The following is a 24,766-nucleotide window of genomic DNA, read 5'->3' as shown; positions in this document are numbered from 1 at the left end:
AAGATTGCCTCTTACCGTCCTAAACGTTGTTTTACACTAAAGAATAATTGCTGGACCGCAGGATTTTTACCCAGTGGTCCATTGATGACATAGCCGCATTCGCGGAAGGCGTCCTCTAACTTTCCTTCTCGCTCATACACCTGGCTTAACAGGAAGCGAGCCTGTGCATCCGCCGCATTTAAGGTGAGCACCTGCACAAATGCCTGCTCGGCGATAGCCCATTGCGTGGCGCGCATCGCTATCTGGCCCAACGAAAAGGATAACCGCAAACGCAAAATCTCAGGTTGCGCCGGAACCAGTTGCAAAGCTTGCTGATACTCATATAAAGCCGGCTCAACCTGATTCATCTGTTCATAACACTGCGCAAGCCGATCATGGGATTCAAAATCCTGTGGATTTAGCCGCAATGACTGCATATATGCTGCAATGGCGTTCTGCGGCGCTTTACGCAAGAAGAACCAGACATCACCAATCAGCTTATGAGTTTCTGCATTGTTTGGATTCAACGACAATGAGCGTTGATAGGCTTGCAAAGCATAATCAATCTGCGGTGGTGTACGCCGGGCAAAGATCTGTCCAAAGATTTGATGAACCAATGCATTCTGTGGTTCTAACGTATGGGCCATTTTGATCGCTTCATACGCGGCATCTATACGCTTCGCACCCAGGTGGCCCAGAGCGCTCGAGAGGTACGCTCCCGCGGGGCCAGTGAGCGGCGCGGAGACAGGGCCCGATGAAACAGGGGGCTGATATGGCGCTGGACCCGATGAGCGTGGCCCCTGTGCAACGCTACTCAGGAGCGTTGGATCAACGGATACGACGGGTGGTGTCACTGCAATATTGGGCAAATTAATCAAAGCTTGTTCCAACTCAGCGGCATTCACCCAGCGCTGCTCCAATTGAGGAGCCAATGCCTTCATCACAATCTGCTCAAAAGCGATGGATAGATCCGGTCGCAACGAACGCAGCGGTGGAAATTGAAACATATTGGGCTTATTATTGGCGGGATCGTGCCGGGTTAACAAACGATACATCGTCGCGCCCAGAGCATAAATATCGCTGCGTGGCTCAGGCATACCTTGCAACTGTTCAGGTGGGGCATAGCCTATCGTCATAATCACCGTGGCCTGGCTTTGAGCTTGAAAGGTGCGAGCAATACCGAAATCAATCAATTTAATTTCATCACGCCCGGTTACCATCACATTGGAAGGCTTCAAATCCCGGAAAATAATCGGAGGGAGTTGAGCATGAAGATAACCAAGCACACTGGTTATTTGCCGCATCCAGCTTCGAGCCTGGAGCTCAGTAATCCCACGTGCGCCCTTCACACCGACGACATTCGCCTCACGCTCCACCTTTTCCGAGAGAGTATACCCATCAATAAAATCCATCACCAGATAATGGCGACTGTCCTCAACAAAGAAATCGCGCACGCGTGGAATACAGGGATGGTTTAATTCGAGGAGCATCGTGGCCTCACGAGAGAACCACTCAACTGCTTGTGCCTGCTCTTGCTCATCATGGAACTTATCCAGCATCTCCTTCACCGCACAGGGACGTTGGAAACGAGTATCAATCGCGCGATAGACAGCGCCCATACCACCAGAGGCTATCAGCTTTTCGAGCATATAGCGTCCAGACGAAAGAGTAGTACCAGGTGCTAACCCTTTTTGAGATGCCTTCCCTTCCGGTTCAGGAGAAACAGCATGCGGAGAAAGCGGTGTGCGTGCATGCTGATCTAGCCCAGTCTCAACTGGCTCAGGCCCTCTATGTACTGGTAAGACATGCTCGTTATCAGATGAATAATTATTTGACATACGTATTTTTACACCGCGAAAACTATTTGAACTCTTCGATCGGCTTCTACACTTTTATTTTATGCCAGTCTTATGCTAGAGTTCAAAAACATATGCGCTCCATACCTCAAATTTAGACTTTTATAGGGGGCATTATAACACATCTTTCGAGTTATGTTGCCCAATCATAGAACTATTCGATTGGAACAGAGGCCAGAAGACAGCATTTATCAGCATCAGCCAGGACGGCGCTACCTGCCTTTCTCGCATATCAGCACCAACACACACACATATACTCATCTTTATCTAAGACATAGTGTACGCGACCAGACTGAATAAATGCAACCTCTGCCTCAACTCATCCAACTATCTTATCTCACCGGCTATGTCTTCCTCATTTACCGCTCAAAAAACATTTAGCCCATTCTATCCATCCGTGCATATCAGCGAATTTTCGCTGTTCTACTATGAGAAGGTGGATGGGGAGAACCAACGTAGCGGCCACCGTTCTACGGTGGAGTCGTACGCGAAACACCCCTGCAAGGCACTGCAAGAGAGACGGGAGCAGGTGTCAGGGGGTGACGCTCACCATGGGGGAAGCGGTGCGTTTCACTCCACCGTAGAACGGTGGCCGCTCCTGCTTTTTCACACAGTGATAGCGTCCAATTTCGCTGACCGTCTACCAGCATAAAAAAGCAAAGATCATACGACTGAATTAAAGAAGAAGGCATCAAAGTTGGTCTTGAAAAGGGTCAAGAGGAGAAGTCGGTTATACAATACGTGCTACTGACTTCTCCTCTTTTTTATGGCGCTATTGGAAGATTAGAAGCGGGCTTCGGGGCGGTCGGTGACGGCTCGTGCATGCGATGGGAAGCCTTCAAAGTCGGCCAGGATGCGTGTGCTATCGCTAAGTGGACCATAGCCTTCAGCGGTCACATAACCCAGGCTGGTGCGCTTCAGGAAGTCGAATACAGAGGTACACGAGAAGGTATGTGCAAATCCTCCTGTGGGCAGAATCGCGTTAATTCCCAGGCTATAGTTAGCCAGTGGACCGGAAGTTCGTGAACCTAATAAAATCTCACCGGCGTTGCGCAACTCGGGCAGGACGGCAAATGGCTCGCGCATATGAACCAGCAAATGCTCGGGCGCATATTCATTGACAAAAGCAATGGCTTCGGAAAGATTAGGTGCCAATATCAGGCCACCGGTGCCCTTCTCGCCCTCAAATCCGGTCCTACAAAAAGTCTGGCGTGGCTCAGGTAGGGAGGCAATTCTGGCAGGCAACAAATCCTTGACGGCATCAAGCAAGGCTCGACTATTGGTAACCAGGATACTCGACGAATCAGGACCATGCTCTGCTTCGACCATTAGATCGCGTACGACCAGTTCCGGGTCGGCACTCTCGTCCGCCAGAATGGCAGCTTCACTGGGTCCAGCGGGCAAACCAACATCCAGGGTTCCATAGAGCAGGCGTTTGGCTGCGGAGACATAGGGACTGCCTGGTCCGGTAACCTTATGGACACGCGCAATCGTCTCAGTACCATAGGCCAGCGCGGCAATTGCCTGCGCTCCAGCCACACGATATACCTCATGGACGCCACAGAGATCTGCAGCCACCAGTGTAGCCGGGTCAACTTCTCCATTGGGTGCTGGCGGCGTACAGATAACAATACGCGGCACACCCGCAATACTGGCCGGTGTTGCCAGCATATACACCACGGATGGAAACGAGCCTTTACCACGCGGGACATAAAGTCCCACACTGCTAATGGGGGTGATCTTCTCGCCCGCCATCACCCCGGGAGCTACTTCGGTAAACCACTGCTCATGCGGCATCTGGCGCTCATGGAAGGTGCGCACATTCTTAATTGCATGCTTGATAGCCTGATAGACATCTTTATCAAGCAAATCATGGGCTCGTGCAATCTCCTCGTGACTCACGCGAAACTGATCCGCGGTAAGATGCACATGATCGAAACGCTCCATATAGTCGATAAGCGCCGCATCTCCGCGGTCGCGTACATCGTGCACCACAGGGCGGATATAGTCCAGGAGATCATCAATGGCAACTTCGGCTCGACGGAGAAGGCGGCCACGTTGCGCCTTATCCAGAGTAGTCAGTTCATAAGTATGAACCATGATGTATACTTCTTCCTTTCATTTACTTTCTATGTTCGTATGGCAGCAAACGTCGTCCACCATATACAGAGCGAGAGCTAGAGATACCCTTACATTCTGTTTAAATATTTCTGAGGGACAGGATGAGGCTGCTTGCCGGCTTCATCCTTTACCATAATACGCGACTTGTAAGTTTATTGTCTACCATTCAATCAGACCGCAAGGCTGTCATTCGCATTGAGCGCTATGGTATGATGGCTAAAATTAGACAGACTGGTACAATCCGTGCCTGTATCCTGCGAGCCATATGGTGACACGGGATAGAGCAATGAATGAGGATGGGAAACCTATGGCACATCAAGATCCAAAGCAAGAGATCATTAATCGTTTGACGCGCTTATTAGTAGCATCGCCAGGCAAGATTCCAGTGGGTACGCCGCAAGAGAATACGCCAGAGACGAAGAATAAAACGCTGAGATTTTTGAAAGAGCGCTCATTACCCGGACGCATTGTGTATATCGTAGTATTTGAAAATGAGCAGGGGAGTGAAATCTATTTTACCTGTTACGTTGAACAGGATACGCAGGGGAACTGGCTCTTCCGTGGCGCTGCCGGCGATGGCATTATGGGACATAATCCTGGTCCGGTAGTTGAACGAGCCTGGGCTAATCTCGGAGGCGGTGGCATGCCCAATCATTTCTATGCCGGCGGCTTTGTGGCTGATCATGGACAGGATGTGACACGCGTATGCCTGATCGCCAAATGTGGAACGGTTGTCGAAGATAACGTAGAAAATGGGATGGTGCTCTTTTTAACTGATCAGCCTGTTGATCTTCCCATCCAGGCCGAGCTCTACAATCGAGCGGATACGCTTATTTATAGTCATCGTGTCCTTGGTTGATCATCCTATCAGGAGGTGTGGACAGTGAGCATCTCCAGGAAACCCCAGGATTTTAAATCACGCTCCAGGTGATAGCGGATCAAGCTATGCATAGCTGCCTCGATCTCTGCCTGGAGCCGTAAATCCAGTCGCAAATGTGGAACATGGGACCATTCAGTCCTTTGTAATAAGCGCATGACTTTGAGGGCATTCAGCGAGAGTGCCTGTGACCAGAGCTGAGAGCACTGAGGACACACGGCCCCGCCAAGGGTAGGAGTGAAGCCATTCTCTTCTGGCTTTAATTCAGTACCACAGTGGGCACAGTTCCGCAAGACGGGTTCATAACCAATATACGTAAGAAGATATATTTCAAAGTAGCGCATCAACAGGCGTGTTCGATCCCGGTCCTGGGGAGAGGGTTCAGCACCTTCAGCCCGGCGCTTTTTCAGCTCGGCCGCATCGGCATCCAGGGTGCGTAATGTATCCAATAACAGTGTATAGACATCCATCTGCTGCATACGATCTTCAACAAAGCGATCCACAAGCTCGGCCAGATAGAAACCACAGGTCATATACCACAGGTCATTGCGTAAATGAAAGAAGTTCTCTTTCGCTTGTGCTTGCGTCACAACATCAAAAGTACGACCCACAGCCAGTTGCAACTGACTATAACACAACAATTCAAGGTGCCCGGCTTTTTTACTGCCGGGTCGGCGCGATCCTTTGGCGAGGGCGCGTATTTTGCCCTTATAGGGAGTAAGCAGGGTAAGTACCCGATCAGCTTCGCCTAGATCGGTATGTTTAAGAATAATAGCATCGGTGGGATAACTACGTTGCTCACGCATAGGTGGATTTTCCAGATTAGCGACTAAAAAAGAGACGTGGCAAATATACCACGTCTCTTTTTGGGAGGCGACGAGCGGACTCGAACCGCTGGTGCAGCTTTTGCAGAGCCGTGCCTTACCACTTGGCTACGTCGCCGAAAAAAAAAGGGGAGCGGGAGACGGGATTCGAACCCGCGACATCTTCCTTGGCAAGGAAGTGCTCTACCACTGAGCCACTCCCGCATCTGCATTTCTTTTCAGGAGAAATGCATCAACGTTTTGTAGGGATAAGATATCATACCCTTTATGGTTTGTCAACAGTTTTTAGAGAAAAAATTGTCAGGCTTACACTCTTTGTCTTAATCTTCTTGAGCGTTGGTCAAAAAACCACGTATTTCTAAGAGCTTTAACAATTGAGCAAGCTGTGCAACATCAATATGGACCAGACGTTGCTCGGCGGCAACTTCACTCCCTAATAAGGATGCTACCTCTGGATCAGCCTGAAGATCACGCAATACATCTGCAGACAGGCGCAACAGGGGCGCTTGCTCGACATGAATGCATTGTGTCGCGGCATATCCACCTCCCCAGAGCTTGAGACGAATGAGAAAAGAGCCAGGAATACCATCAGCACAATAGCTTTGTAAGAAAGCGATAATCTGCTCAAGGCTGATGTCAGACGCAAGGGCACGCTGTAGAGATGCGGCAGTGATGCGCAATCCTCCAGTTTGTTCAGAACGATCACAGAACAGCAAAGCTTCAGCAATCAGATAGAAGTCCAACACAGCATACACAGGTGACAACGTGCCGTCCTCATGCAGATGCCATTGCGGCTCATGCGCGGACAAGGTATGACCAGAGGTAATCGAATCATTAGTTGCGGTAGAGTATGCGGGTAGCTCATTCTGTTGCCAGAGTAATTGCTGAACCTCGGATAATTTCTCTGGCACGACCTCTACCAGTTGTTGTGTCAGACGACGGCGAAAAAGAACACTCAGCGAGGGATCTGCAAAGAAACGATCCAATAGAGCGCTATCCTCAACTTCAAGCAAGGTAGCATGCGGCCATATCTCAACCCGACGAGCCTGTCGCTCCCATTCCTCCAGAGAATAGCGCACGTTTTGTGGAATATCTCCCTCGATATTCAGTTCCAGGAGCACGAGCAGATCCGAAGCAGACAGACCATGCTGAACCGCACGCGTTACGCTCGCTTTGCTCACACGATACTGGGCAATATGCTCCAGATTAACACAATCGGCAAAACGATCCAATCGAACCAACAATCCTTCAGAAACAGGCGCCAGTACCACCAGATCAAAATTAGGTTGCACGATAAGACGATTACTCTGCACATCCTCCTCAGCCAGTTGCAGGGGAACATCGCGCATAATTAGCGCACCGGCCTCAGAGATCTGGAAGGTGGATGACAATTTTTCCTGATCAAGTTGTACCAGTTGCATCCAGGCTAGCGGTCCGGTGAGCATGGCGCGCATAAAACCGCCTTCAACCATATGCCATCCTTCGCGGTGAGTCAGCCAACCACGCCGTAAACGGAAATCCCAGCCATAGGGATTGCATCCTTGCGAATAGCGTTCAGCGCGTGGACCATACTGGCGCGGAAAAAGCAGATAAGGGATGTGTAACTTGGCACGGGCGATCAAGGCAGCCTGCTGATGCCATTTAGCCGGGGGCTCAATCAGCAAACGTTCAATGACCTGACAGCGTGCGCGGAGAATTTCCTCATGTGCGGGCGTCAATGGTTCAGGAATAGGGCGTACATTGATCTCCGGCAAATAGAGGAGTTCATTCCAAAAGTCGCTATCGCGATATGCATGATAACAGAGCTGAACTCGCTCATAGAGAGGCAGCGAAAAAAAGGTCTCGGCAGGAGCAGCGATCAAGGCATTCTGTCGTACACGCAATAATCCTAACTGTATCAATAACAGGCGGATGAATAACAGTTGTGCATGATCGCTTTCCAGGCGCACAGGCTCAATAGTCGACGGGACATTCATGTGATCAATCATCTGGCGCAAGCCAGTACGGGACAAGAGGCCATTATTAATCAACGTCAGACCCCCACGCATCCCTGCAACAAAAGACCAGTAGCGATAAAGCCTGCGCTGAAAAAAAGCCAGACGCTCATCGTGTTGGACGATACGCCCCGCAACACTGCTATCTGGCAAAGATGGTGCTTCCGCATGCCACTTACGGCGCGCCGCGTTCAAAATGGTCTGCGGAACAATCAATAAGCCATCATGCATTCCACTGGCATAATCGCGCCCCACAAAATGCGTCTGCTTGCCCCAAAAAACACAACCCAATAACAATAAATGGTGTACAGCCTGCTCAAATGTCCCATGTGGATGCGGGACGGGATAGCGTGGAGGCTGCAGCGATGTCCCTGGCTGATAAATTTGTACTCCCGCATTGAGAGCCAATATTCTCATTTCTTCTGAGTGTACCGTACCTAGCGGCGCGGCTCCCTGGAAATAGAGCGCGAGATCACGACTATTCGCGCGTCCACCACAGGCCAGCAATTCAAGCAACAATGAGACTTCAAACTCATCGAGTTCGTTGAACATCTCGCCAATTGAGGTTGCATCCAACAGATAATGCGCCATCTCCAGGACAACCGGAGTAGAAGGAGTGGCAGAAAGATCACTGGAAGCCGAAATTGCCGTAGAAAAGACACGGAGCGTCGTAGAGAGGTGACATGCCTTAGCAATCGCCTGTAAATGATACAAGGGAACCATTTGCAATAACTCAAGGTCATTCTGATCCATGCGCTTATACTTCCTCATCGTGAATGAGTGGAGATTGACCCCGTCGTTTGAGATCATCAACCAGACGCTCAATAGCAGACTTCCGCAATACTACCAGGGTAGGATGTAAGGATCGAACAACCTGCGTGTCAAGTGGAGAGATGGCTGTGAGCTCGCGCATGGCCGTAGTATCAATTGTTTCCAGCAATGTTACATCAGAGTAGATGCGTACACGACCATAACCAGCCAACCATTGTTCTAAACGAAGTACTAACTGCTCGCTGCGTTCACTATCCTGCGGCTGCTGCTCGGCAAGCTTGCGTAACCATGCTAGCAAAGCATCGGGACGTTGTCCACGACTGAGGGCCGTGCTCAAAGCGAGTGGCGTAAAGCGATAACATAAACAGCCTTGCTCTACACCTCCAACTTCCGCAAAGCTTTCGAGCAATGCAATAACCGGCCAGTAGTGCGCGGAGCAAGGGATCAATAGGGTATCGTTTTCCAACACCTGGATCTGTTGTACTATCTCCTCGGTAGATGCAGGGATCTCGGCCTCCAATTCCGCAGCCGCAGTAGCATCTGTCTGAAAGAGCCATGCAGCAAGATCTGTCATACGAAACGCCAGCAAACTCCCCTGCTCGGAAAGCACAATATCACACAGTCCCCACCAATGGAGTGGTCCCATCAATAAGTATGCCAGGTAGTGCAATTCTGCCTGTTGCCAATCGCCTAATTTCAAAGGCTTCAAAGGTTTACCTGTCTCGACCTCTAACCACCAGTGTGGTGGTTGCAGTAGCTTCTGACGCCGCTGTAAGAACAAAGGATTTAACCGTGAGACAAAACGGGCGAACGCCGCAAAAAGCATCCACTTTTGCAATGGGGCCTGCGTGAGCAAATTTATGATAACCTGACGCGCCTCAGTATTTTCGCCTGCTAACTCATTCATACTTAAAACAGGGACATTCAGGGGGGTCATCCGAGAGCGTAACTGGAGACCATGATCTAAAAATTCAAACAATTCAGCCGTTGTCACATGTTGACGCCATAAGGTAAAAAGATCCCGCAAGACAGCAGAGGGTGTTGAACCCAGGAGGAGTTGAGCCGCATCGGGGAGGGTTCGAAAACAGGGCTGATCGCGTTCTGGCTTTTGTACAATGCCCGCCAGACAGAGCACACGCACAGCAAAACTCAAAAATCTCGTGGAAAAAGGTAATTTCGTTTGCAAGGTTTCCAACAACAGTGATGAAGGCATATCCACTGATCGCAGGATCAAGAACGAATTTTCGGTACGGCCCACGCTGCTTGGGAGAGATGCCGTATCGGCAGCACGCTGGGGAAACCAGGGATCAGTCTCAGCAAGCTGCATACCATGCAACACGCGTGCCACTAACAACAGATCTGCCAGAATATGATATGGCTGAGCAAGCTGCGTCTGAAGCTCTCCATGCTGCTCATCAGCATGGGCGATATCAAAGGGAGTGGCTGGAATCAAAACGCGCAATGCGCTACGCACCTCTGCGGGTACAAACCAACCGCTCGCCAGCAAGTTGCCGTTACCCGAAGAACGTGCGGCGTTCAATCCCACATCGGCGCTGATAGCATGATTGACACGAAAGAGCAGGGCTTTATGCTGTAAAGCCAGCAGAGCCAGTTGCAACTGAGCAGGTTGACCAAGCGAAAAACGCTCAAAGATTCCCTGTAAATCATCATCGCTAATCCCGCCACCAGCCAGTAACAGCGCCGACAGCAACTGCCGTTGCGCCTTCTCCAGAGTTGAGGCCACATGTCGCACCACATCAGGTTGCTTAAGCGCCTCGACAATCAATTCGGCCAATTGCTGTTTGGATGCTCCATTAGTCAAAAGCTCATATTCGCGCGCCATACCACGCAATTCACCCAGACTCAACTGGCTCAGGATAGCCACTAAATCAGGACTGTAATCTACCACAGCATTATTTTCAGAAAGGGTATCCTCAGCACGCGTGCCAGCATGGACGGGAAACAGCTGAGATGAGGAAGAGGCGGCCTTCCGGGGAGGGATGGCTAGAGGCTCATCAGTTTCGCCGAGCACGTCAAAAAGTGCTGGTTGCGCCAACCAGCGATACAACAAAGCCGCAGCATGGGAACATAACAAAGGACCTTTTCCATCGCAGGAACAGGCACTCCGCCATGACGTGTTACCAATCAGTTCTACTTCCACTGTATAGGAACGTATTACTGACGAATTTCCATCAAAAGCTGACGTCAAAGTATCGGTGATGGAAGAAAGTTCCACACTGCCGCGTAAACGCGCCCCTCGCCTCTGCGTATCTTTTAGTATCGCAATTCGATTATACTCTTGTCCCAGCGAAGCCGCGATTAATCCAGCCATGCGGATAATATCAGCGGCACGCAGGCGCTTTAACACGCCAGGTATCACATTTTCCATCAATGACAAATTACTCGAAAAACCTGCTATAAACTGATATATTCGACTATGATAGCACGAAGTATCTGTTTTGGTCAATATTTGCTGACATGTTTCATAGCATATCGACCACATATTCAACACTGGCCCCCTGTGATATGCTAGACAACAGCATATACCATAATTATAAAGTACGCCATACAGTCAGAGCTATCATGCTAGCGGTAGCCGCGCTTGCGCAGCGCCTGTAGCTGCATTTAATAAAGTCCACAGTTATCAGGCTAATATAGTACAAAAGATAGAGAGTCGTTTTCATGCAGTGGTTAGAATTAACAATACAGACACATCCCGAAGCGGTAGAGTCGGTCAGTGAATTGCTCAGCACCTATTCACGAGATGGAGTTGTCATTGAAGAGCCATACGAATTAAGTGATGATGGGCAGGAATACCGTATCTTGCAAGGACAGCCCGTTATCGTCCATGCCTATCTCCCTCTGGATGGCACACAAGAGCAGAAAAAACAGGAGATTGCGCAGGGCCTCTGGCATTTCTCCAGCATTGGAGCCCATTTTGTCGGCGAATTACAGACGCGCATCGTCGATGAGGAAGATTGGGCCAACGCCTGGAAGGATTATTATCATGTTACCCACATCGGGCAACGTCTGGTGATCCGCCCATCCTGGCGTGAGTACACACCCAAAAATGATGAGGTCGTCCTGACCCTTGATCCAGGTATGGCATTCGGTACCGGGGTGCATCCCACCACACGCATGTGCCTGGAACGCGTTGAACAGTTGGTACAGCCAGGGATGAAGCTGCTGGATGTTGGAACTGGCTCTGGTATTCTGGCACTGGCTGCCGCGAAACTGGGGGCTACTCATATCGAGGCTATTGATAATAGTAGCGTGGCTGTCGAGAGTTCCAAAGCCAACGCCGAGATGAATGGGCTACAAGAGCAAATACATGTGGTCCTGGGTGTGCTGGATGAAGAAACGGCTGTTCGTACAGCTGGTCAATACGATCTGGTACTGGCAAATATCATCGCCCATATTATCGGCTCAATTGCTCCACAACTGGCGCAGGTTGTGGCCCCCGATGGACTACTGGTGGTCAGCGGTATCATTGAAGCTCGCCGTCCCGATGCCGAGGGTCCTTTACTGGCCGCTGGATTGGAACTGGTCGAAGAGATGAAGATCGATGACTGGCTGGCACTGACGTATCGAAAGCGAGCGTAAGAGCGATGCACCGCTTTTTTATTGGTGAAACTGGCTCGCTGTCCATATCGCCGGGCGAAACGCTGGCGCTCCCAGAAAAGTTAGCCCATCAGGTTCATGCCGTACTGCATTTTAACGTCGGCGAACAACTCATCCTCTTTGATAACAGCGGAACTGAATATGTATGTAGCGTGACGCAGAGCAGCCGGAGCGGCATAGATGTCCAGGTGAACGAGCAGCGTATCGGCAAAAGAGAGCCCGCGCTACGCGTTATCCTGTGCCAGGGACTGCTCAAATCAGCGCGCTTCGAGTTTATCCTGGAAAAGGGGACAGAACTGGGCGTGACCACCTTTGTGCCAACACTCTGTCAACGCTCATTATCGGGATTAGAAGAGGCGGGTCCGAAGAAGCGCCAGCGCTGGGAACGGATCATGCAAGAAGCGACTGAACAGTGTGGTCGCTCACGCGTACCTGAATTACAGGCTATTCAACCACTCGCACGCATCTTGCAAGAGCTGCCATCCAGGACGCTTGCCATCATGCCATGGGAAGAGGAAGAGGGACAAAGCCTGCATCAGATCCTACAAACGCTACGCACTGACTGGATACCACCGACGGACCATGAACCCTATACCGTGATGATCTTCATCGGACCCGAAGGTGGCTTAACAGCCGAAGAGGTCGCGCTAGCTAAAGAGCATGGCGTACAGATTGTCTCGCTGGGCAGCCGGATTTTACGCGCTGAGACAGCTGCCCTGGCAACCGTCGCCAACGTCATCTACGATCTGGAAGCCCTGATCCTGGGAACCGTCTAACTCTCAGTCTCACGGGGACCTTGTTACTCCTCGGGCATTTTTTAGGGAATGCAGTCGGGTTGAATGGCTCGGCTGCTTTTCTGTGTGATGGTGTGGGCTTTGCCTGCTATGGTTGAAAGTGGCGCTTGCAATCCAGTTCTTCTTTTTTCGGCTCATGGTCTCTCTTGAATAGGAGTGCTACGGATGAAACCAATCACTACTCTGACCTGGATCATACGACAACCAATGGTTCTGGTCGCAAGTACATTATCATAATGTCACCCAAACGGTCACGACCGGTTCCAATGTCGCAGCTGTGACCAATAAGATGACCTACGCCATCAATGATAGCCTGACCAATGGCATCCGTTACTACATCACCAACAAAGTGAAGCATACGGAGACGGATGATGCGCAAGGGCATGTCTGGTCGTGTCAGGATACCACCTATGATGAAGGCTCTTCAGCAGGGACCTCTCCTTCGGTCGGCCTGCCGACGACGTATACCACCTACTACTACAGCCCCAGTTAGCAAGGTACAATCATCGGGATATGGCTTCTCAGGCTCAGTCTCATGCAAAAGCCTAACCCGCGGGAGCTCGCTTCTGGAGCCTCCTCATCTTCTAAGTGGCACTGTAGTACTAAGGGCTGTGCGAAAAGGCTCTAGGCACCCTTTCGCGCTAACCAACGAATCATGAGAAGAGACATACAAACGTAGATCCAGTTTTCGCTACTTTTCGGCAGAAATTCGCGATCTTTTCAGAGCCGTCGAGAAAGGGTCATTTCCAAGAAAAGGTTCGCTCGATCTCTCACCGACGAGGTAACACCTCTCGGAATCCTGTCCACTGAGGCGGTGCTACTCAAATACTATAATGGAGGATTTCATGACAGATAAAGAGTACATTCTAAAGCTCATGTATGCGGCATTTATAGATATTCGTTTCGCTAGTCATTCATATGATTACCACACCTGTTTTGTGCTTTCAGATGTTTTTCACAATATCCCTCTTCGAATGGACCAAGCTGAAAAAGGTAATATTGAATATGCAGATATAGTTACTTACCTACATAAAAAATTCGAAGAAAGAAATTGTGTATTCTGGCTGGATAATGCTAGAAATAATATTACAGGATAACCGTAAATGGAACATGGGGCTCCGTCCAACAAGGTGATTTTTACATTTCTTATCAATCATTTGATACCTCTGTCATGACTGCCGGGGGAGCCCTGACGATTGGCAGCCTGAGTGTAGGTGAGAAGGTCCTGGCCTACAACACCCAGACCCAACACATGGAGCTGGAACCGATCAAGTATGTCTGGATCAATCACGACACTGACTTAGTCGACCTTGCCATCACCACCACGACCACCGACAAAAAGGGGCAGACGCACGAGAAAGACGAGGTCATCCACACCACCGCCAAGCATCCGTTCCTGACGCAGGAAGAGGGCTTTGTCCCCGTGTCCCAGTTGCACATCGGCCTGCACATCCGCAAAGCCGACGGCAGCTACGGCGTCGTCTCTGGCTGGCAAGCCTTATCCGGTGCTAGTACTATGTACAACCTTGAAGTCGCCCAGGATCACACGTATACTGTGGGTGACGGACATTGGATCGTTCATAATGCTTGCGTTGGTGGTGGTGAAACGCCTGGTGGGCTAGAGTTTACTGATCATGGAGCTGCTAGAGCCAACGAAAGAGGTTTCACGCCAGAAGCTATAGATAATATTGTAAGACAAGGCAGGAAAATAGAGCAATGGGTACCTACAGAAAAGGATCCGGGGATTTTGGAAAAGCGTTTCCGATTTAGTGATAAGAGAGGAAATACCGTAGTTACTAATCAATACATAGAAAGAATTATTACGGTTTTTTCACATCCAGCCTCTCTTAACGACACAAATTTCATCCCTAAACCCTAAAAATTATTGAAAATCGAACTTTAGCAGTTAAACTTATTATATAGAGGTTTAACTGCTAAAGACAGTTAATAGGAGGAAAAATGGGTAAAAATACCAAAAATATACTAATGATGATGCATGATTTTTCTAAGCAATTCGAGTACAAAATAGATTCAGGAATGATTATAGAAATTACTATGTTCCTTGAAGAGTGTGAAGATATCGGTAGTTTTAAATTAGATTACACTGTTGAAAGCGCTACTTATACAGTAGATATTTTAGTCAAAAATTTTTCTTATATTAAAGGAAGAAAAATTTTAAAAAAATTTGTAAATAGTATTGAATATAGCAGCATGACATTATATTCAAGTCAACAGGATAAGGAGAAGATACATTATACTCTTTATACTATAATGGACAATGGCACAGGAGCACATTGTGAAATAATGATCAAAGCTTTTTAGCATCTGTAATCATCTTAGCTGAAAGCTCTGGCGTCTCTATTCCGACTGACCGCAAGAGGTAGTAAGGTTGAAAATCCCAGTTTCTTGGCCTTGATTTCCTGAGTGTACGGAGGCTGACAGAGACATACACAGAAGAAGTTTACAGAGATTTTTCATCGTGATTTCTGTACTCTTTAATATCCTCATCATCCTCTCGACGCAGAAGACGTTGCACGACAGAAATGCACGAAAAAAATCTAATCCACCTGAAATACACATACTGCTAAACGTGGAGGGTCTATGTCAGGATGTCTATAGGCTATGAGCTTTGATTCTGACAACCTGATAGGCTACGGAGCTTCTGTAGTGGTCTGAGGCAGATAATGAGCCTGCCCCGTTTTTGTAGAGTCTCTAGTGGTTAGAGCTGAGGAGAACAGAAAACGTTTTTACATCATATTACGTAATACGTATTTATTCTACCAATGAAAATGTATTGCTTCAAATGTTATGTAACGTACGTTGATCCTCCGTTTTTTACACTGGAGTGGACTCATGTATGCCCGCGTGGAATGCCGACGAACCCGATTGTTGACCTAAGCAAAGGAGTTACCTCCTCTGCTCGGCTTCAAAACCGGACATGAAGGTTTCCCTTCATCCGGCTCAATTCCAGTGTTATGGTCTTTGTCAGAGATACCTTCGGCAGGCCTAGCGTGTCGGTCATCATGGCAATGTCGATGGAGAAGACATTTGTTGCTTATCTCTTCCCCTCCTCCTTGATTTTTTTGAGTGATGTAATCAATTTCCATGGTATCTCCATCTTGTTCGAATTACTCAGATTAAAAATACATGCATACAATGTGAGTGATAATGCCTATGCAACCCTTTATACTGGATGGAAAGTAGATATTCTCGTTCAGCCTGGCAAAAAAATGCCATATGTTTTTATGGATATTGCTGATCATGCTGATATATTGTTTGAGTGTCAAGATTTCACTTTTGTTTTAGAGGAGGTAGATTATGATGAACTATAACAAATCTTCTCGCCAGACCATGATGGTTTGTGAGACAAGGGAAACAAGTTGATCGTTGGGGAGTTCTGGGCATAAAAGATATCATTTAAGGGAGAAGGAGATAGACCGGACGATCAGGGGTGGATAGGTGATTCCCGCGCCGAGATTGGTGGATGGCTACACGGATAATTGGCAGTAATGTCGTGGGGGAACCCGTTTAGAAAGCGGTGTTCCCCATCTTTGTGTGTGTAGTTGCCAGAGGTGGCAGTGAGTGATGAGCGGCGTATCTTCGACGAAGCAGGAGCGGGTGAGAAAGCGTTGGCATCCGGTAGTGAGCCAGGCTTGATACCAGAAGGCACACCCTCGTTCACAGTAATATCAAATCCTTTGAATTCCATGTGATTTGGAAAATCAGCAAAGCCACCGGTAAATTACGTGTGATGGCGAATCATCTCACATCGATGTAATAGGATCTGATAGAGGCGAAAGCGGGTGTATGCCTGTTCAACACGTTGCGCAATGAGATGAGGAGCTTCGTGAAAGCCCCCAATAGGTAATAACGTAAAACCAGAGGCAGCAGTGGTCTTGACCACTATAAGCATTTCACTCGTGCTGTCAAAACGAATATCCTCGACTTCTTTGTAGCTGATGATATATCTTTGATTTTTTACAGGGGAGATATTGTCAACGATAAAACCATTGGGCATGAATACTAATATGGCCTCTTCATTGACGCTGGTGAGACACAGTCCCACTACCAAACCTATCGCCGCACCTATAATCGCAGACTGGGGTGGGTGGAAAGAGAAGAGAGAGGAGAGAGAGTCGTGCGCCGATAGCAAGCCTATGTACCCTCCAAAGATGGGTACGCCGAAGAACGCAAAAAAAACATCGCTGATGGGCATAGGTGATAATACTTTTTTTTTGAGAACATGCCAGGTAGATGGAACATCGTTCCGCCGGATTCTCTCCAGCACTGTTTTTGGATCAAGTGACTCAGACACTTTCATTGAAACTGTGGGGTCATCTGGAGGAGGAGGAGGAGATGGTGGACGACTTTGCTGGTCCTTGGACTCAGTCTTTCTTTGGGTATCGGAAGACCCATACAACCCGGCAACAAACGCAACCACATCAGGGTAGCGATCTTCACGCCGTTTTGCCATTGCCTTAAGAATTGCGTCTTCCACATGCTGGGGAAGGTCTGGGTTCAGTTGTGTTGGTGGAATTGGCATTTCATCGGCATGCTTAAATCCCATGGCAACGAAATCAGGGGCCGTAAACGGTTTTTGCCCGGTAAACAGTTCATAGGCAATGCATCCCAAGGAGTATTGATCCGTTTCCCGACTCACATACCCACGAAATTGCTCAGGAGCCATATAGGGAGGTGTCCCGGTGACTCTGGTGAGGATCAGACTCGCCGTTGAGAGAATGGTTGCGATGCCAAAATCAGCCAGGAGTGCTTCGCCTTGCTGATTAAAGAGAATATTGTCTGGTTTGAGATCACGATGGATGATGGCAGGAGTCTGCTGATGTGCATAGTGAAGTGCTTGCCCAATCTGTGACAAAATAGTGAGACTTTCCTCAACCCTGAGCAAGCGTGGTGATTGTGCTTCGAGGCGTTTCCGTAGAGAACCAGATACAGCATATTCTGTAATAAGAAAAGGGATATTCTGCTGAATGCCAACATCGATGAATGGCAGGATAAAATGATGTTTGAGCTTATCCAGGAACTGTGCTTCTTGTAAGAAGGCTTCGCGTTCTTTAGAAGAATTCAGGTGAATATCATGAAGCACTTTGATGGCCGCTTGTTTGTTCGTGAGGATGGTATGTTCTGCTTGATACACCGTTCCAAAACCCCCACGGGCAATTTCTTTGGTCAAGAGGTAATTCCCAAATTGTTTTCCAACAAAATCACTCATTTGTGTATCATTCCCTTATTCCCTTGTGGTGTCACGATAAAAAGCCATCAAGGTAGAGAAGAGCCGTTTGCTGTCGTGACGATTGGCCCCCTCAATGTAAAGCCCCAGTGGAAGCCCACGGCGATCGCACAAAAAGCTCCGTGGATAATCCATGTCTTTAGCTACAGCGCCATTTACAATTCAAGTACATAATAATCATAGGTAGTACGGATCTTAAAACCACAGCCTTGATAGAGGCGAAAAGCCCGTGTGTTCTCAACATCCACATCGAGCATAATCGATTTTTGGGTCTGTGCTCGAATAATCGAGATAGCCTCTTCCAGCATCTGCCGCCCATAGCCATGCCCCTGATACGCGGAACGAACACCAAAAGCATAGATGCCAACGAAATCTTCGCCTTTATCTAGCCGGAAACAGCCAACGGCCTCTCCAGCCTCCGTGACTGCCAGATAATAGATGCGATCAGGATGTTGCAGGCATTGCTCAACACGAGAACGTGTTGCCTCAATGGGATCGTTAAAGCTATCAGATTGCACTGCAACAAGAATATCAATCTCGCTCCTGTCGGCCTGATGCACCTTTAAACGATGTTCGGACACGCGCTGCTGGGGCAATTTGGCTAGAATCATCTCATGCTCGGATTCACTTAAACGAGCATCTTTCGCCCGCAGGAAAGCATGTCCGGTATACGCCATGCGCTCACAAACAAGGATAAATTGCTGTACACCACGCGCACGGGCCTCTTCCTGTGCGGCCGTGAGTAACTGGCTAAAGATGCCACGCCGTCGATACTCAGGATGCACCATGCCGACCAACTCATTTTCTGAGGCAGGATGGTCATCCATAGCGAGATAACCGACCAGCAAGCCATCCTCATAATACAAAAAATCATTGGTCGCTGTGCCTGAGCGATACTGGAGCATCGACCATTCCAGACGCATATGTAATTGCTCATGGGTCTCACAAAGGATGGCAAGTTGCTTGATTGCCTCCACCTCATCGAATGTCAAAGTGCTTTTTTTGAACAGTCCCTGCTGTTGCTCGTCTGGCATATCCCTCTATAACTCCATTTCATTGCATTTTATCTACCATACTCTGCAAGAAGCTGAATATCCTCATCCAGAGAAAAATCTTTTCCCATTATGTCATATTTGTTATCCATACGACTCAAAAGATGGCGGGTTCTGTATAATCTCCAAAAGCAGCGCGTAACACATTGGTCATTTCACCCAGCGTACAATAAGCGCGTGCAGCCTCTAATAAGGCAGGCATGGTATTATTTTGTGTCTCACAGACACGGCGTAGATTATCCAGACAGCGCCTGGCCTCAGCCTGATCACGGGTACGGCGTACGTAGCGCAGGCGATCCAGATGGTGCTGCTGGCCCGTATAATCCACATACAGGGTTGGCACCTTGAGTGGCTCATCGGTTGTATAGGCATTGACTCCGACGATCTGGCGGCGACCAGTATCAATTTCTTGCTGATAGCGATACGCGGACTCGGCAATCTCACGCTGGAAGAAGCCATTCTGGATACAGGCCAGTACACCACCCAGCGCATCAATACGCTCCAGATAGGCGTACGCAGCCTGTTCGGTTTCAGAGGTCAGTTGCTCTATAAAATAGGAGCCAGCCAGAGGATCAATGGTATAAGCTACACCGCTTTCATGAGCAATGATTTGCTGAGTGCGCAGGGCAATCAATGCAGCCTGCTCGGTAGGTAAGGCCAGGGCTTCATCCAGGGAATTGGTGTGCAGGGAATTAGTGCCACCCAGCACGGCTGCCAGAGCCTGAAGCGTGGTACGTACAATATTGTTTTCTGGCTGCTGAGCGGAGAGCGATACTCCGGCGGTTTGCGCGTGACAGCGCAGCATCCATGAACGAGGATCTCTGGCGTGATAGCGTTCGCGCATCAATCTGGCCCACAGGCGACGGGCGGCCCGGAACTTTGCCACCTCTTCAAAAATGTCATTATGAACATCGAAGAAAAAAGACAGGCGTGGCGCAAATTCATCAATCAACAACCCACGGGCCAGGGCGGCATCCACATAGGCCAGTCCATCTGCTAACGTAAAGGCCAGTTCCTGTACAGCCGTAGCGCCCGCTTCACGAATATGGTAGCCGCTAATACTGATGGTATTCCAGCGCGGCATCTCGCGTGCCCCAAATTCGATGGTATCAATCACCAGGCGCAGCGAGGGTTCAGGAGGAAAAAGATATTCCTTCTGCGCGATATATTCTTTCAGAATGTCATTTTGGAGCGTGCCACCTAACCGGGCACGTGGAATACCCCGCTTCTCCGCATTGACAATGTACATCGCCCAGATCGCCGATGCAGGACCATTAATCGTCATCGAGGTGGTGATCTGATCCAGCGGAAGATCCGCAAACAATAGCTCCATATCGGCCAGCGAGGAGACGGCGACGCCACATTTACCAAATTCACCCGCAGCCAGAGGATGGTCGGTATCATAGCCATACAAAGTCGCCATATCAAAAGCGGTCGAGAGTCCTGTCTGGCCCTGCTGTAACAGATATTTAAAACGAGTGTTGGTATCCTCGGCGGTGCCAAAGCCAGCAAACATACGCATCGTCCACGGCTTCGCCCGGTACATAGTAGATTGTACACCCCGCGTAAAAGGATAGGAGCCAGGAAAACCACTATCGCGCATGTAATCAAAGGTGGCGATATCCTGTGGCAGATAGAGGCGCTTGATCGGTACGCCAGAAGTGGTTTCGAGTAAATCACGCTCAGAGAGATGTTGTAACGACTGGTGTAGCGCCGTCTCCTCCCACTGCTGGTGAGCCACCTCCAGACGTGCAAGCTCAGCAGGATCAAACAACATCCCCTGCTCGATTACAGGCTGCGTTGTCTCTATCGATTCTTGTTCAGGCATGGCGACCGCCTCGCTTTCTTCGCCAGACATCAGCACGAATAGACACATCATCGTGTAAGCCGTTTGTCCTGCTACTTAGCAAATGGTATGCACTATACTTCGATGGCTAAAGCTACGGCCCCACCACCACCCAGACACAGTGTTGCCAGACCACGACCACCACCGCGCCGCCGCAATTCATACAGCAGAGTTGTCAGCACGCGTGATCCACTGGAACCAATGGGATGACCAAGCGCGATCGCGCCACCATTGACATTGACGCGTGACCAATCAAAATCCAACTCTTTGCCGTTCGCCAGAGCCTGGGCGGCAAACGCTTCATTGACCTCGATCAGATCAAAATCGCCAATGTGCAATCCTGTGCGTTCAAGCAGACGGCGTACAGCCAGGGTCGGTGCGGCAAAGATATAGCGGGGAGTAATCGCGGCTGAGGCATAACCAATGATGCGAGCCAGTACCGGCAGTTGTCGTTCTTGCGCGAAATTTTGCTCAACCACGATGGTTGCCGATGCGCCATCGCTCAAGCCAGGAGCATTACCTGCCGTCACCGTGCCCCCTTCCTGAAAGGCGGGCATTAATTTCGCCAGTGCATCCATTGAAGAATCGCCGCGAATCGGTTCATCGGTCTCGACCAGGAGGGTATGCTGCTTCTGCTGAATCGCAACGGGTACAATCTCATCTTTAAAGCGGCCAGCTTCTGTAGCAGCAGCGGCACGTTGATGACTCTGGAGCGAAAAGCGATCCTGCTCTTCACGCGTCACGCCAAACTTCTCAGCAATAATCTCGGCTTCATTACCCATATGGATATTCTCAAAGGCGCACCAGAGACCATCATGCACGACGCTATCCACAACCTTCTTATCGCCCATACGATAGCCGCTACGCGCCTCTGTCAGCAGATAAGGGCCATTGCTCATACTCTCCATGCCGCCAGCCACAAAGGCTTGAGCATCGCCAGCGCGAATAGCCTGGGCTGCCAGCATGACCGCCTTTAAACCCGAACCACATACCTTGTTGACCGTGAAAGCGGGGATAGAGACGGGCAATCCCGCATGAAGAGCCGCCTGCCGGGCGGGAGCCTGTCCCACGCCAGCCGAAATGACATTTCCCATAATCACTTCATCAAGTTCATTGGGATCGACGCCCGCGCGGCGCACAGCCTCTTTAATCGCGATTGCCCCCAGTTGAGGTGCAGTCAGGCTCGCCAGTGAGCCCAGAAATTTTCCGGTTGGCGTCCGTACAGCACCAACCAGAACCGGAATATGTTCAGACATCGCAAACCTCTCCTTGCATACTATCTACAACGCTGGAGATGAAAATATCGGTGAAGATGTAGGACGCATAACAGATTCTATTGTATCACGTTAAAAGAGCCAGATGGATTAAGAGACCTTTCGCACCTGCCCCATACGGAAGTCAGACGGAACATCCATGTTCCACATAGATGATGCCACCTGTGAGGGTTGTAACCATTGCACCTTCTCGTACAGCGGAGTGGAGTTTGCTGACGACAGCACATTCACCGGCATATAATCCATGTCCAGCAACAGAATATGCCCATCGGCATAGCGAATGCGGTAGACATCCTGATTCCGGAAACGATCTTTCCCCAGATAGGTTGCGCTCCCATGCTGCAAATCCTCGCGTAAATGCTGCAAATTGAACCATGTTCCATCATCTGACATCGGAGTTACATCCCATTGCGCCACATGATGCATCATATCCAATCCCAAAGATTTCTGCTGATCGTGCACAACGACCAGATCGAGCTTGCCAGGCTGTACTGTTTCCTCATTGACAACATGTTCACTCATATTTTGATAGTAGGTCACTTCATAATGCTGTCCCTGGGAACCAGCCATCGTCTGCGTATGGAACAGAACATAGTTATTCCATGATAGCGTCGCAGGCAACGCGAAGGCTTGCTGGCTGGGAAAGAGGAAGTTCGTCGCGGCAAAACCCAGCGCAAGTAGCAAGATGGCAGCAGCTACCAGCGAACCAATCATACGTGTGCGGCGTTGGTGTGTACGCCTGATGCCAATCGGAGTCACGGGCATAGGTCGAAGATTACGACGCGCGGTCAGAGCCGCCATCACAGCCTGATCGACGTGCGCGGATGGTTGAGAAACAGGCAGATGCCGGATTAAGTTTCCGGCCCGCTCCAACATCTGCTGCTCATTACGACATTGAGCACACAGCTGGGCATGTTGTGATACTGTCCACATTTGCGTTGGTGTCAGATCTTGCCAGACAGCCAGATAGAGACGCATCGTCGCACATACCTCAGGACCCACAGCAGTAGCAGCGGGCAGTGGAGGAAGCTCAAGCAGACGCGCATGTCGCTCACGCGTGCTCTGGCCACGCTCAAACAAATTATTCTGATCGTTGGTGTTGCTCATATCACTCATTGCTCCTGCTTGCCAACACCATCCTTAGAGAGACGTTGATAGTGGGTAGCGAATAACTTCTTAGCGCGCGAAATACGTGTGGCTGCCGCATTGGGGGAAACTCCAACAATGTCGGCAATTTCCTGATAGGGTACCCCCTGGGCCGCATGCAACACAAGCACAACCGCGTATTCTTCCGGCATCTGAGCCAGTACTGAACGAATCAACTCCCGCTCAGCAATTTCAGGAATGCCACCGGTATCGGACAGAAAAGCAGAAAAGTCCTCATGAGCATCGTCATCAGACACACTATCGTGATGCGTACGAAAGCGCAACGGCCACCATGAAATACGCTTGCGCTTTCTCAAAATATCCACACAGAGATTAGTCGCAATGCGATAGAGCCATGCCGAGAGTTTATCGCGTTCATACAATCCTTTCCAGGATGTAAAAACTCGGATAAACACCTCTTGCGTCACATCATCAGCATCTTCCTGACTCCCCAACAAACGGTATGTGTAGGAGTGAATGGGACGACGATATTGCTCATACAAATGTATCAGCGCGGAGTCATCTGCTGAGGAACCAGCCTGCGGCTGATTGGCTGATTTGTCCACTGTCATGCTGGGATATACTTTCTCTCGTATATGTACATGCGTTGTACCAATATCCGCATTTGGTACGATTAGTATACCAGCATTAGCCAGTAAATTAAACATAGCAGACATATCCCCCCCAAATAGGATAGAATTCTTCCTGCCATATACACGTCAATAGATCATGTAATTTTCAGAACAGGCAAAATCCATTTTTCTGGGGGCGACCGAGGCAATTCTTTCGCAGCATCATAGCATAAGAAAATAAATAAAAAGAAGGTATTCTCTCGGTCTGACTTTAGCAATTGACCGAGAGAATACCTTGTGAATGTAAAAGAAACGAATGCTACCAGGAGCGCTCATCCACTTCTTCTTCTTCAAACTTCTGCTGCTCATGTTCACGCGCCACTTCTGTCACAGCAGGCTGGCTCAGCTCATCAGTGACATGAGGAGTTGCTACCGTGCGTTCGGCCTCTGGAAGACCAGGATTGATCATGCCCTCAGTACCGCTCGAAGCCTCCGGAGCGGCAGGATACATTTCGGGGGTGGTAGGAACGGTGGGATCAGTGACTGCATAGTCATTCATGATAGCGGAGGCACGCTCTGAGCCTGTGGGAAAGGCATCTCGCCCGGTATTGGCAGCGCCTGCTGCGCGCAAAATGTTCATAGCTTCTTCATAGCGATCAGCCGCCTTAGAACTTATCCGAAAACGTGGAAGGAGATGATAGAATCAAGAACAAGGAAAGGAACACGAATCCCCCAAGCAAAGGAGAAACCAAGATGGCCCGAACCAAACCGTGGGAAGTCAGTGACCAATT

The 24,766-nt window shown here is 49.5% G+C and carries 22 protein-coding genes and 2 tRNA genes; 8 read left to right on the top strand and 16 right to left on the bottom strand.

The genetic code is table 11. The features are described from left to right. Positions 1 to 11: 11 nt before the first annotated feature. Both F1593_RS18670 and hisD read right to left on the bottom strand, forming a co-directional pair. The gene (locus F1593_RS18670; RefSeq protein ID WP_149403080.1) at positions 12 to 1,817 is read right to left on the bottom strand and encodes a serine/threonine-protein kinase; all 1,806 of its coding nucleotides are present in this window, start codon (positions 1,815 to 1,817) and stop codon (positions 12 to 14) included. An 801-nt stretch (positions 1,818 to 2,618) separates the two neighbouring features. After that, positions 2,619 to 3,935: a histidinol dehydrogenase gene (hisD, locus tag F1593_RS18665; protein ID WP_149403079.1), complete on the bottom strand. Its 1,317-nt coding sequence runs from the start codon at positions 3,933 to 3,935 to the stop codon at positions 2,619 to 2,621. Between the two features lie 328 nt (positions 3,936 to 4,263). Between hisD and F1593_RS18660 the strand changes: the two genes are divergently transcribed. Further along, the gene (locus F1593_RS18660; RefSeq protein WP_149403078.1) at positions 4,264 to 4,815 is read left to right on the top strand and encodes a hypothetical protein; all 552 of its coding nucleotides are present in this window, start codon (positions 4,264 to 4,266) and stop codon (positions 4,813 to 4,815) included. 8 nt (positions 4,816 to 4,823) lie between these two features. Here the strand turns inward: F1593_RS18660 and recO are convergent, their stop codons facing one another. The 5 genes from recO to F1593_RS18635 form a co-directional block, all read right to left on the bottom strand. After that, positions 4,824 to 5,639, bottom strand: coding sequence for a DNA repair protein RecO (gene recO, locus F1593_RS18655; RefSeq protein ID WP_149403077.1), 816 nt, complete (start codon positions 5,637 to 5,639; stop codon positions 4,824 to 4,826). Positions 5,640 to 5,704: 65 nt separating this feature from the next. Further along, positions 5,705 to 5,775: transfer RNA gene (locus F1593_RS18650), tRNA-Cys, on the bottom strand. 14 nt (positions 5,776 to 5,789) lie between these two features. Next, positions 5,790 to 5,861, bottom strand: a tRNA-Gly gene (locus F1593_RS18645). 116 nt (positions 5,862 to 5,977) lie between these two features. Further along, on the bottom strand, positions 5,978 to 8,404 hold the full coding sequence (locus F1593_RS18640) for a helicase-associated domain-containing protein (RefSeq protein WP_172632246.1): 2,427 nt from the start codon (positions 8,402 to 8,404) through the stop codon (positions 5,978 to 5,980). Positions 8,405 to 8,408: 4 nt separating this feature from the next. Further along, positions 8,409 to 10,811, bottom strand: coding sequence for a helicase-associated domain-containing protein (locus tag F1593_RS18635; protein ID WP_172632245.1), 2,403 nt, complete (start codon positions 10,809 to 10,811; stop codon positions 8,409 to 8,411). A 293-nt stretch (positions 10,812 to 11,104) separates the two neighbouring features. Here F1593_RS18635 and prmA point away from each other — a divergent pair, with 293 nt between their 5' ends. The 6 genes from prmA (at position 11,105) to F1593_RS18605 (ending at position 15,159) form a co-directional block, all read left to right on the top strand. Next, positions 11,105 to 12,025 carry a 50S ribosomal protein L11 methyltransferase gene (gene prmA, locus F1593_RS18630; protein ID WP_149403074.1) on the top strand — a complete coding sequence of 307 codons (921 nt, stop codon included), beginning with the start codon at positions 11,105 to 11,107 and terminating at the stop codon, positions 12,023 to 12,025. Between the two features lie 5 nt (positions 12,026 to 12,030). Further along, complete coding sequence (locus tag F1593_RS18625; protein WP_149403073.1) at positions 12,031 to 12,819, top strand: 16S rRNA (uracil(1498)-N(3))-methyltransferase; 789 nt, start codon at positions 12,031 to 12,033, stop codon at positions 12,817 to 12,819. Positions 12,820 to 13,114: 295 nt separating this feature from the next. Further along, entirely contained in the window at positions 13,115 to 13,330 is a 216-nt protein-coding gene (locus tag F1593_RS18620; RefSeq protein WP_149403072.1) for a hypothetical protein, read from the top strand. Between the two features lie 352 nt (positions 13,331 to 13,682). Further along, positions 13,683 to 13,934, top strand: coding sequence for a hypothetical protein (locus tag F1593_RS18615; protein WP_149403071.1), 252 nt, complete (start codon positions 13,683 to 13,685; stop codon positions 13,932 to 13,934). A gap of 74 nt (positions 13,935 to 14,008) precedes the next feature. Then, on the top strand, positions 14,009 to 14,716 hold the full coding sequence (locus F1593_RS29885) for a polymorphic toxin-type HINT domain-containing protein (protein WP_149403070.1): 708 nt from the start codon (positions 14,009 to 14,011) through the stop codon (positions 14,714 to 14,716). Positions 14,717 to 14,796: 80 nt separating this feature from the next. Then, on the top strand, positions 14,797 to 15,159 hold the full coding sequence (locus tag F1593_RS18605) for a hypothetical protein (RefSeq protein WP_149403069.1): 363 nt from the start codon (positions 14,797 to 14,799) through the stop codon (positions 15,157 to 15,159). Positions 15,160 to 15,731: 572 nt separating this feature from the next. On the opposite strand, the gene F1593_RS29880 is transcribed toward F1593_RS18605, so the two are convergent. Next, positions 15,732 to 15,944 (bottom strand): HNH endonuclease, encoded by a 213-nt coding sequence (locus tag F1593_RS29880; RefSeq protein ID WP_149403068.1) that lies wholly within the window; start codon positions 15,942 to 15,944, stop codon positions 15,732 to 15,734. On the opposite strand from F1593_RS29880, the gene F1593_RS28460 reads away from it, so the two are divergent. After that, on the top strand, positions 15,873 to 16,169 hold the full coding sequence (locus F1593_RS28460) for a hypothetical protein (RefSeq protein WP_172632243.1): 297 nt from the start codon (positions 15,873 to 15,875) through the stop codon (positions 16,167 to 16,169). The two genes, F1593_RS29880 and F1593_RS28460, sit on opposite strands and share 72 nt — an antisense overlap. A 113-nt stretch (positions 16,170 to 16,282) precedes the next feature. On the opposite strand, the gene F1593_RS18595 is transcribed toward F1593_RS28460, so the two are convergent. The 8 genes from F1593_RS18595 to F1593_RS18560 form a co-directional block, all read right to left on the bottom strand. After that, positions 16,283 to 16,519 carry a hypothetical protein gene (locus F1593_RS18595; protein ID WP_149403067.1) on the bottom strand — a complete coding sequence of 79 codons (237 nt, stop codon included), beginning with the start codon at positions 16,517 to 16,519 and terminating at the stop codon, positions 16,283 to 16,285. Between the two features lie 60 nt (positions 16,520 to 16,579). Beyond that, positions 16,580 to 18,067: a serine/threonine protein kinase gene (locus tag F1593_RS18590; protein ID WP_149403066.1), complete on the bottom strand. Its 1,488-nt coding sequence runs from the start codon at positions 18,065 to 18,067 to the stop codon at positions 16,580 to 16,582. 173 nt (positions 18,068 to 18,240) lie between these two features. Next, on the bottom strand, positions 18,241 to 19,119 hold the full coding sequence (locus F1593_RS18585) for a GNAT family N-acetyltransferase (protein ID WP_149403065.1): 879 nt from the start codon (positions 19,117 to 19,119) through the stop codon (positions 18,241 to 18,243). A gap of 115 nt (positions 19,120 to 19,234) precedes the next feature. Further along, complete coding sequence (locus tag F1593_RS18580) at positions 19,235 to 20,914, bottom strand: acyl-CoA mutase large subunit family protein (protein ID WP_149403096.1); 1,680 nt, start codon at positions 20,912 to 20,914, stop codon at positions 19,235 to 19,237. A 143-nt stretch (positions 20,915 to 21,057) separates the two neighbouring features. Next, positions 21,058 to 22,239, bottom strand: coding sequence for a thiolase family protein (locus F1593_RS18575; protein WP_149403064.1), 1,182 nt, complete (start codon positions 22,237 to 22,239; stop codon positions 21,058 to 21,060). A gap of 108 nt (positions 22,240 to 22,347) precedes the next feature. Continuing rightward, positions 22,348 to 23,364: a cupin domain-containing protein gene (locus F1593_RS18570; RefSeq protein ID WP_149403063.1), complete on the bottom strand. Its 1,017-nt coding sequence runs from the start codon at positions 23,362 to 23,364 to the stop codon at positions 22,348 to 22,350. Positions 23,365 to 23,369: 5 nt separating this feature from the next. Further along, complete coding sequence (locus F1593_RS18565; RefSeq protein WP_172632244.1) at positions 23,370 to 24,071, bottom strand: RNA polymerase sigma factor; 702 nt, start codon at positions 24,069 to 24,071, stop codon at positions 23,370 to 23,372. Positions 24,072 to 24,294: 223 nt separating this feature from the next. Beyond that, complete coding sequence (locus F1593_RS18560) at positions 24,295 to 24,615, bottom strand: hypothetical protein (protein ID WP_149403061.1); 321 nt, start codon at positions 24,613 to 24,615, stop codon at positions 24,295 to 24,297. Positions 24,616 to 24,766: the final 151 nt, after the last annotated feature.

Source organism: Dictyobacter arantiisoli (assembly GCF_008326305.1).
Taxonomy (GTDB): Bacteria; Chloroflexota; Ktedonobacteria; order Ktedonobacterales; family Ktedonobacteraceae; genus Dictyobacter; species Dictyobacter arantiisoli.
Note: the sequence above shows the minus strand (reverse complement) of the source record. Positions and strands in the feature narration are given on the sequence as shown.

What these genes read in the sequence shown, in the direction of transcription:
- F1593_RS18670 (WP_149403080.1), bottom strand. Translation starts at nt 1,817, where the DNA reads ATGTCAAATAATTATTCATCTGATAACGAGCATGTCTTACCAGTACAT.
- hisD (WP_149403079.1), bottom strand. Translation starts at nt 3,935, where the DNA reads ATGGTTCATACTTATGAACTGACTACTCTGGATAAGGCGCAACGTGGC.
- F1593_RS18660 (WP_149403078.1), top strand. Translation starts at nt 4,264, where the DNA reads ATGGCACATCAAGATCCAAAGCAAGAGATCATTAATCGTTTGACGCGC.
- recO (WP_149403077.1), bottom strand. Translation starts at nt 5,639, where the DNA reads ATGCGTGAGCAACGTAGTTATCCCACCGATGCTATTATTCTTAAACAT.
- F1593_RS18640 (WP_172632246.1), bottom strand. Translation starts at nt 8,404, where the DNA reads ATGGATCAGAATGACCTTGAGTTATTGCAAATGGTTCCCTTGTATCAT.
- F1593_RS18635 (WP_172632245.1), bottom strand. Translation starts at nt 10,811, where the DNA reads ATGGAAAATGTGATACCTGGCGTGTTAAAGCGCCTGCGTGCCGCTGAT.
- prmA (WP_149403074.1), top strand. Translation starts at nt 11,105, where the DNA reads ATGCAGTGGTTAGAATTAACAATACAGACACATCCCGAAGCGGTAGAG.
- F1593_RS18625 (WP_149403073.1), top strand. Translation starts at nt 12,031, where the DNA reads ATGCACCGCTTTTTTATTGGTGAAACTGGCTCGCTGTCCATATCGCCG.
- F1593_RS18615 (WP_149403071.1), top strand. Translation starts at nt 13,683, where the DNA reads ATGACAGATAAAGAGTACATTCTAAAGCTCATGTATGCGGCATTTATA.
- F1593_RS29885 (WP_149403070.1), top strand. Translation starts at nt 14,009, where the DNA reads ATGACTGCCGGGGGAGCCCTGACGATTGGCAGCCTGAGTGTAGGTGAG.
- F1593_RS18605 (WP_149403069.1), top strand. Translation starts at nt 14,797, where the DNA reads ATGGGTAAAAATACCAAAAATATACTAATGATGATGCATGATTTTTCT.
- F1593_RS28460 (WP_172632243.1), top strand. Translation starts at nt 15,873, where the DNA reads ATGGAGAAGACATTTGTTGCTTATCTCTTCCCCTCCTCCTTGATTTTT.
- F1593_RS29880 (WP_149403068.1), bottom strand. Translation starts at nt 15,944, where the DNA reads ATGGAAATTGATTACATCACTCAAAAAAATCAAGGAGGAGGGGAAGAG.
- F1593_RS18590 (WP_149403066.1), bottom strand. Translation starts at nt 18,067, where the DNA reads ATGAGTGATTTTGTTGGAAAACAATTTGGGAATTACCTCTTGACCAAA.
- F1593_RS18585 (WP_149403065.1), bottom strand. Translation starts at nt 19,119, where the DNA reads ATGCCAGACGAGCAACAGCAGGGACTGTTCAAAAAAAGCACTTTGACA.
- F1593_RS18580 (WP_149403096.1), bottom strand. Translation starts at nt 20,914, where the DNA reads ATGTTGTTTGATCCTGCTGAGCTTGCACGTCTGGAGGTGGCTCACCAG.
- F1593_RS18575 (WP_149403064.1), bottom strand. Translation starts at nt 22,239, where the DNA reads ATGTCTGAACATATTCCGGTTCTGGTTGGTGCTGTACGGACGCCAACC.
- F1593_RS18570 (WP_149403063.1), bottom strand. Translation starts at nt 23,364, where the DNA reads ATGAGCAACACCAACGATCAGAATAATTTGTTTGAGCGTGGCCAGAGC.
- F1593_RS18565 (WP_172632244.1), bottom strand. Translation starts at nt 24,071, where the DNA reads ATGTTTAATTTACTGGCTAATGCTGGTATACTAATCGTACCAAATGCG.
- F1593_RS18560 (WP_149403061.1), bottom strand. Translation starts at nt 24,615, where the DNA reads ATGAACATTTTGCGCGCAGCAGGCGCTGCCAATACCGGGCGAGATGCC.